Below are 567 nucleotides of genomic sequence, written 5' to 3' on the forward strand. Positions count from 1 at the left end.
TGCATTTGATGCTGGCTTAGATATATCAATTCCATATTTAGCTGCCATTGATTTTATTTCACCTAAAGCTCTAATTTGCATTGATACTTCTTCTCTTTTTCTCACCAATTCATCAAGCATGTCCCCATTAAGGTTATCAAGATCTTTTTTCTTTTCTTCTATTAAGTAATCTATACCGTAAAGAGCAACTCTTCTATAATCACCAATGATTCTTCCTCTACCATATGCATCTGGAAGACCTGTTAGAAGTCCTGCACTTCTTGCAGCCCTTATTTCTTTTGTATATGCATCAAATACACCTTCATTGTGAGTTTTTCTATATTTCGAGAAATGCTTCTCAATATCTGAATCTAATTCAAATCCATATTCCTTTAGTGAACTTTGAACCATTCTCATTCCGCCAAATGGATTTACAATTCTCTTAAGTGGTGCATCAGTCTGAAGCCCTACAATGACTTCATTTTCTCTATCTATATATCCAGGTTCGTAATTGTCAATCCCTGATACTCTGTCAGTTGCAACATCTATTATTCCCTTTTTAACTTCTTCTACTATTAAATCATAAGC

The 567-nt window shown here is 34.0% G+C and carries 1 protein-coding gene; it reads right to left on the reverse strand.

The features are described from left to right. Positions 1-567, reverse strand: a 567-nt coding sequence (locus COL3_RS26605; protein WP_278286716.1) for a pyruvate formate lyase family protein, incomplete at both ends; no start/stop codon positions are given.

This window comes from Clostridium sp. LS (genome assembly GCF_002760435.1).
In the GTDB taxonomy this organism is placed as follows: domain Bacteria; phylum Bacillota; class Clostridia; order Clostridiales; family Clostridiaceae; genus Clostridium.